7 protein-coding genes are annotated in these 5,906 nt (G+C 71.3%); 6 read left to right on the top strand and 1 reads right to left on the bottom strand.

Translation table 11 applies throughout. The features are described 5' to 3' along the window. Positions 1–1,214 (bottom strand): methyl-accepting chemotaxis protein (locus AC1D01_RS17715; protein WP_477868519.1); only part of this gene is annotated, 1,214 nt, incomplete at its 3' end. Positions 1,215–1,308: 94 nt separating this feature from the next. Here AC1D01_RS17715 and ureE point away from each other — a divergent pair. The 6 genes from ureE to AC1D01_RS17685 all read left to right on the top strand — a co-directional run bounded on the left by ureE (position 1,309) and on the right by AC1D01_RS17685 (position 5,881). After that, on the top strand, positions 1,309–1,872 hold the full coding sequence (gene ureE / locus AC1D01_RS17710; RefSeq protein WP_477868517.1) for an urease accessory protein UreE: 564 nt from the start codon (positions 1,309–1,311) through the stop codon (positions 1,870–1,872). Between the two features lie 5 nt (positions 1,873–1,877). Then, a complete protein-coding gene (locus AC1D01_RS17705) occupies positions 1,878–2,588 on the top strand; it encodes an urease accessory protein UreF (protein ID WP_477868515.1) in 711 nt (236 codons plus the stop codon). Positions 2,589–2,590: 2 nt separating this feature from the next. Then, positions 2,591–3,304 (top strand): response regulator, encoded by a 714-nt coding sequence (locus AC1D01_RS17700; RefSeq protein ID WP_477868512.1) that lies wholly within the window; start codon positions 2,591–2,593, stop codon positions 3,302–3,304. Continuing rightward, positions 3,301–4,485 (top strand): ATP-binding protein, encoded by a 1,185-nt coding sequence (locus AC1D01_RS17695; RefSeq protein WP_477868510.1) that lies wholly within the window; start codon positions 3,301–3,303, stop codon positions 4,483–4,485. The genes AC1D01_RS17700 and AC1D01_RS17695 overlap by 4 nt, the downstream gene beginning before the upstream one ends. Positions 4,486–4,612: 127 nt before the next feature. Continuing rightward, positions 4,613–5,539: a dioxygenase family protein gene (locus AC1D01_RS17690; RefSeq protein ID WP_477868508.1), complete on the top strand. Its 927-nt coding sequence runs from the start codon at positions 4,613–4,615 to the stop codon at positions 5,537–5,539. Between the two features lie 30 nt (positions 5,540–5,569). Beyond that, positions 5,570–5,881, top strand: coding sequence for a hypothetical protein (locus AC1D01_RS17685; RefSeq protein ID WP_477868506.1), 312 nt, complete (start codon positions 5,570–5,572; stop codon positions 5,879–5,881). Positions 5,882–5,906 lie beyond the last annotated feature (25 nt).

Genomic DNA, 5,906 nt, shown 5'->3' with positions numbered 1-5,906 from the left:
CGCACCTCGCCGGCCACCACCGCGAAGCCGCGGCCCTGCTCGCCGGCGCGCGCCGCTTCCACCGCGGCGTTCAGCGCGAGGATGTTGGTCTGGAACGCGATGCCGTCGATCACCGAGATGATCGAGGCGATGCGGTCGCTCGACTGCTGGATCTCCTGCATCGTCTTGACCACGTCGCCCACCACCTGCTGGCCGCGGCCGGCCGCCTGGCGGGCGCTGCGCGAGATCTCCTCGACGCGGTTCACGGTGCCGGCGCTGTCCTTCACGGTGGCCGACATCGTCTCCATCGACGACGCCGTCTCCTCCAGGCTGGCCGCCTGCCGCTCGGTGCGGTCCGACAGCGACAGGTTGCCCTGCGCGATCTCCGACGCCGCGCTGTACACCGAATCGCTCGAATTGCGGATGTCGCCGACGGCGGTGCGCAGGTTGTCCTGCATCTGCGCGAGGGCCGCCATCAGCTGGCCCATCTCGTCCTTGCGCTCGCTGTCGACGCGGCCCGACAGGTCGCCACCGGCGATGCGCTGCAAGGCGGCCATGCCGCTGCGCATCGGGCGCACGACGCTGGTCGTCAGGCCCCAGGCCAGCAGGCTGCCGAGTGCCAGCGCGATCGCGCCGCCGACGGCCATCGCGGTGCGCGAACGCTGGTTGCCGGCGCTCGCCGCCACGATGCGCGCATCGGCATCGTCGCGGATCACCTTGGTGAGTTCGGCGGCCGCCTTGCTCAGCGTCGTGAAGTTGGCGAGCGTCTCGCCTTCGAGCAGCTTCTTGACCTTCTGGAAGCGCTCGGCGTCGTCGGTGCTGGCCAGCAGCCGTTCGATCTCGGCCGAGCTCGCGTCGTAGGATTTGAGCGCACCGTCCACCGGCGCCAGCTGCGGCTCGATCGCATCGGCCCGCGGCAGGCTGCGCAGCAGCTGGATCTGCTCGACGAAGCGCGCATGGTGCTTCTTGAAGGCGTCGGCCTGCGTYGCCCGCTCGGCTTCGCTCCAGCGCGTGGCCAGCAGTTCCTGCGCGCCGCGCATGCCGCGCGCCGCCGTGCCGAGCTCGGACACGCCGTTCATCGCCGGCATCGTCATGCCCGCCAGGTCGTCGAAGCGGCCCTGCAGCTGCGACATCTCGAAGAAGCTCTGGCCGATCGTGGCGCACGAGAGCAGCAGCACGCTGGCGAACCCGAGGGCGAGGCGCACGCCGATGCGGACATCCTGGAGCAGTTTCATGGGTCCCATCCTTGTTCTGATCCAGGGGAATATCGACCTTCCGTCCCGGATCCTGAACGGAAATCCCCCAGGGTTTTCCTGCCACACTCACACCATGCTGACCGTGAACAAACTCCTTGCGCAGGGCCATGGATTGGCCCCTGCCCTCGTCAAACGCGCCGCATCCGTCGAACTCGACTGGGACGTGCGCCAGAAGAGCCGCTTCGATGCCACCGACTCGCAGGGCCGCACGCTCGGCGTGTTCCTGCCGCGCGGCACCGCGGTGCGCGGCGGCGACGTGCTGGTGGCCGAAGACGGCTCGCTGATCCGCGTGGTCGCGGCGCCGCAGCCGGTGCTGGTCGTGACGCACTGCACGCAGCACGGCACGCCGTTCGACCTGCTGCGCGCCGCCTACCACCTGGGCAACCGGCATGTGCAGCTCGAGCTGAAGCCCGATCACCTGAAGCTCGAACCCGACCACGTGCTGGCCGACATGCTGCGGCAGATGCACCTGATCGTGAACGAGGCCTCGGCGGCGTTCGAGCCGGAGGGCGGCGCGTATGCGGCCGGTGCGCACGCGCATCACGGGCACGACCACGACGATCACGACCACGGGCACGAGGGCCATGACCACGGGCACGGGCACGATCACCACGGTCACGACCACCACGGCCACTGACACCGATGCCCCGCGTCCGCCGCGCCCCCACCCCGACCAGCGCCGCCTCGCTGCTGCAACTGATGTGGCTGGCCTCGCCGGCGCTGCCGGTCGGCGGCTTCAGCTACTCCGAAGGGCTGGAGTCGGGGGTCGATGCCGGCCTCGTCACCACCGAGGCGCAGACCGCCGCCTGGCTGCTCGACCAGCTGCGCCTGGGCTTGGCCCGCAGCGACCTGCCGCTCGCCGCCAAGGCTTTCGCGGCGTGGCAGCGTGACGACCGCGACGCGATCCGCGAGCTGAACGACTGGGTCGTGCAGACCCGCGAGAGCAGCGAGATGCGCCTGCAGGCCGAACAGATGGGCCGCTCGCTGCTCGAGTGGCTGAAGAACCGCGGCCTCGCCGACGAGCGCCTCGCGGTGCTGGCCGCCCTGAAGCCGGCACCGACCTGGCCGGTGGCGTTCGCACTGGCCGCCGCGCAGACCGGCGCGCCGCTGCGCGATGCGCTGCTGAGCCTGTGCTTCGGCTGGGCCGAGAACATGGTGCAGGCCGCGCTCAAATCCGTACCGCTCGGCCAGAACGCCGGCCAGCGCGTGCTGGCCGCCCTGGCCGACGCGATGCCCGCGGCCGTCGACCGCGCGATCGCGGCCACCCACGCCGAGCGCCAGGCCTTCACGCCGATGCTGGCGATCCTGTCGGCACGCCACGAGGCGCAGTACTCGCGRCTGTTCCGCTCCTGACGATGATCCACGTCCTGCTGGTCGATGACGACCTCGATCTGCGCCAGCTCGTCAGCGACTACCTGCAGCGCTACGGCATGCGGGTGAGCGCGGTGGCCGATGCCGCGAGCCTGCGGCGCGTGCTGCGCGCGGGGCTGGGCGGCCCCGACCCGTACAAGGTGCTGCTGCTCGACCTGATGCTGCCCGACGGCAACGGGCTCGACCTGTTCCGCTGGGTGCGCGAGATCGCGCCGCTGCCGGTGATCATGCTGACCGCGCAGGGCGACCCGGCGAGCCGCGTCGTCGGCCTCGAGCTSGGCGCCGACGACTACCTGCCCAAGCCGTTYGAGCCGCGCGAGCTSGTGGCGCGCATCCRYRCGGTGCTGCGCCGCGCCGGCGCCGCACCGGTCGCCGCGCCGACGGCCACCGTGCTGCAGTTCGCCGGCTGGACCTTCGACCGGCTGCGCCGCCAGCTGACCTCGCCGCAGCAGGTGGTGGTGGCGCTGTCGTCGGCCGAGTTCCGGCTGCTGTCGGCCTTCGTCGACCACCCGAACCGCGTGCTGAGCCGCGACCAGCTRCTCGACCTCACGCGCGCCCCCGGCGCCGAGGTGACCGACCGCAGCATCGACCTGACGGTGTCGCGGCTGCGCCAGAAGCTCGACGAGCCGAACCTGATCCGCACCGTGCGCGGCGAGGGCTACCTGTTCAACGGCAGCGACGGCGAGGCGCGCGCTTGAGCCTGCTGCAGCGACTGCGCCGGCTGTTCAGCCACACGCCGTTCAGCGACACGCTGTTCAAGCGCCTGATGCTGCTGATGTGGGTCGCGCTGGTGGCCAGTCACTTCCTCAGCTTCGCGGCGGTGCGCAGCGTGGCCGACGGGCTGGGCAACGGCCCGCCGATGGGTTCGCCCGCGCCCGGACGCGACGGCATGGGCGTGCCGCCGCTGTCGTCGCTGCCGCCCGGCCTGCTGCCCGAGGGCGGCCCGGGCGGACCGCCTCCCCCGCTGCAACCCGGGCGAGCATCGGGCGGCACGCCGCCGATGCGCTCGCTGTGGCTCGACTACCTGGTGCGCTTCCTCGTGATCGGCGGGGCCGCCTGGTGGGGCGCGCAGTGGCTGTCGCAGCCGATGCGCCGGCTGGCCGATGCGTCGCGCGCGCTCGGCCAGGCGATCGCGCAACGCCGCCCGGCGCCGGCGCTCGACGAGCAGGCGGGCACGCGCGAGGTGCGCCAGGCCGCGCAGGTGTTCAACACGATGGCGCAGCGCCTGCACGAGCAGTTCGGCGCGCAGGGCCTGCTGATGGCCGCGATCTCGCACGACCTGCGCACGCCGCTGGCCCGGCTGCGCCTGCGGCTCGAGACGATGGAGCCGGGGGCGCAGACCGAACGCTGCATCGCCGACCTGCAGGAGATGGACGCGCTGATCGGCAGCGTCCTGGCCATGCTGCGCGACCAGCATGCGCCGCAGGCGCGCCAGCGCGTCGACCTGCGCGCCCTGCTGCAGGCCCAGGTCGACGACCGGGTCGAGCAGGGGCTGGCGGTGCGCCTGGCCGACGACAGCGGCGGCGAGGCCGTCGTGCTGGCGCAGAGCGAAGCCCTCGGCCGCATCCTCGGCAACCTGATCGGCAACGCGCTGCGCCATGCCGGTTCGGCCGAGCTGAGCCTGCGCGGCCATCCCCGCGAGTTGGAGCTTTACATCGACGACCACGGCCCCGGCATCCCCGAGGACCAGCTGGAGACGGTGTTCCGCCCGTTCTACCGGGTCGACATTGCGCGCGGCCGCGGTGCCGCCAGCGGCGGTGGCACCGGGCTGGGCCTCTACATCGCACGCGACCTGGCCGAACGGCTGGGGGGCCAACTGACATTGTCGAACCGGCCCGAAGGCGGCTTGCGGGCCCGGTTGCTGCTGCCACGCGCCTGATCGCCCCGCGGGCACAGCGCAGACACAGTTCAAATGGACCGTGTCCAAGTTGATACAAAGCAACGATATTTGCGACACCGTCGGCGACCAGCATCGGCAGCCTCACAGCCACTGCTTCGCCAACACCATGTCCGACACCCTTCGCCACCACGCCCTCGACCACGAGCAGCCCTCATGCGACCCCCACGGGCCTCTTCACCAGCACGAGCACGACCTCGGCCTCGTCCACGACCTGCAGGTGATGCAGCGCCGGCGCGCGCTGACCTGGCTGGCCGGTGTCGGCGCGGTGTCCGCGGTGTCGTCACTGCTCGGTTGCGGTGGTGGCGGCAGTTCCTCCACGGCCGATACCAGCAGTTCCTCGGGATCCGGCAGCTCCGGTGGATCTTCCGGTTCCAGCAGCAGCACCTGCTCGGTCATCCCGGAGGAGACCGCCGGTCCCTACCCCGGCGATGGCTCGAACACCGCGAACGGCAGCGTCGCCAATGTTCTGGGCGTGAGCGGCATCGTGCGCAGCGACATCCGGTCGAGCCTCCCCAGCAGCCTGGGCTCGGCAGAGGGCGTCACGCTGACCGTCACGCTGACGCTGGTCGACACGAACACCAGTTGCGCCGACCTCTCCGGCCATGCGATCTACCTGTGGCACTGCGACCGGGAGGGGCGCTACTCGATGTACTCGTCGGGAGTCACCAACCAGAACTATCTGCGCGGTGTGCAGGAGACCGATGCCAACGGGCAGGTCACGTTCACCACCGTGTTCCCCGGCTGCTACGCCGGCCGCATGCCGCACATCCACTTCGAGGTGTACCGCAGCCTGGCCACCGCCACCTCGTCGACCAGCAAGATCAAGACCTCGCAGATGGCGTTCCCGGTCGCCGATTGCAGCACCGTCTACAGCACCGCCAGCGGCTACAGCGCGAGCGTGAGCAACCTGAACCAGATGAGCTTCGCGACCGACAACGTGTTCAGCGACGGCGTCACGCTGCAGATGGCAGCGCTGAGCGGCAGCGTCGCGGCCGGCTACACCGCCGCGCTGACCGTGGGCATCGCGGCCTGAGACCCTTTTTTTGACGAAGGAGACAGCGACATGACGACCTTGAACCGCACCCTCGCCGCCGCCGCGGCCACCCTGCTGCTGGCGCTGCCGCTGGCAGGCACCGCCGCCGACCCGGCCCCATCGCAAGGCGGCAAGCCGCCGGCACCGCCGCCCGAGGCGATCGCCGCGTGCAACGGCAAGGCCGAAGGCGCCACCGCGAGCTTCGCCGGCCGCAACGGCGAGACCATCTCGGGCACCTGCCAGAAGATCGGCGACGTGCTCGCACTGCGCCCGGCCGGCGGCCCGCCAGGGGGTGGACAGGGCGGCGGGCAAGGCGGCAAGCCGCCGGCCAAGAAGGGCTGAGCACGCAGCCGGCACTACACTCGGT

The organism is Rhizobacter sp. P3_B12 (assembly GCF_056402895.1).
Note: the sequence above shows the minus strand (reverse complement) of the source record. Positions and strands in the feature narration are given on the sequence as shown.

Coding starts and splice junctions, on each gene's coding strand:
- ureE (WP_477868517.1), top strand. CDS start 1,309: ATGCTGACCGTGAACAAACTCCTTGCGCAGGGCCATGGATTGGCCCCT.
- AC1D01_RS17690 (WP_477868508.1), top strand. CDS start 4,613: ATGTCCGACACCCTTCGCCACCACGCCCTCGACCACGAGCAGCCCTCA.
- AC1D01_RS17685 (WP_477868506.1), top strand. CDS start 5,570: ATGACGACCTTGAACCGCACCCTCGCCGCCGCCGCGGCCACCCTGCTG.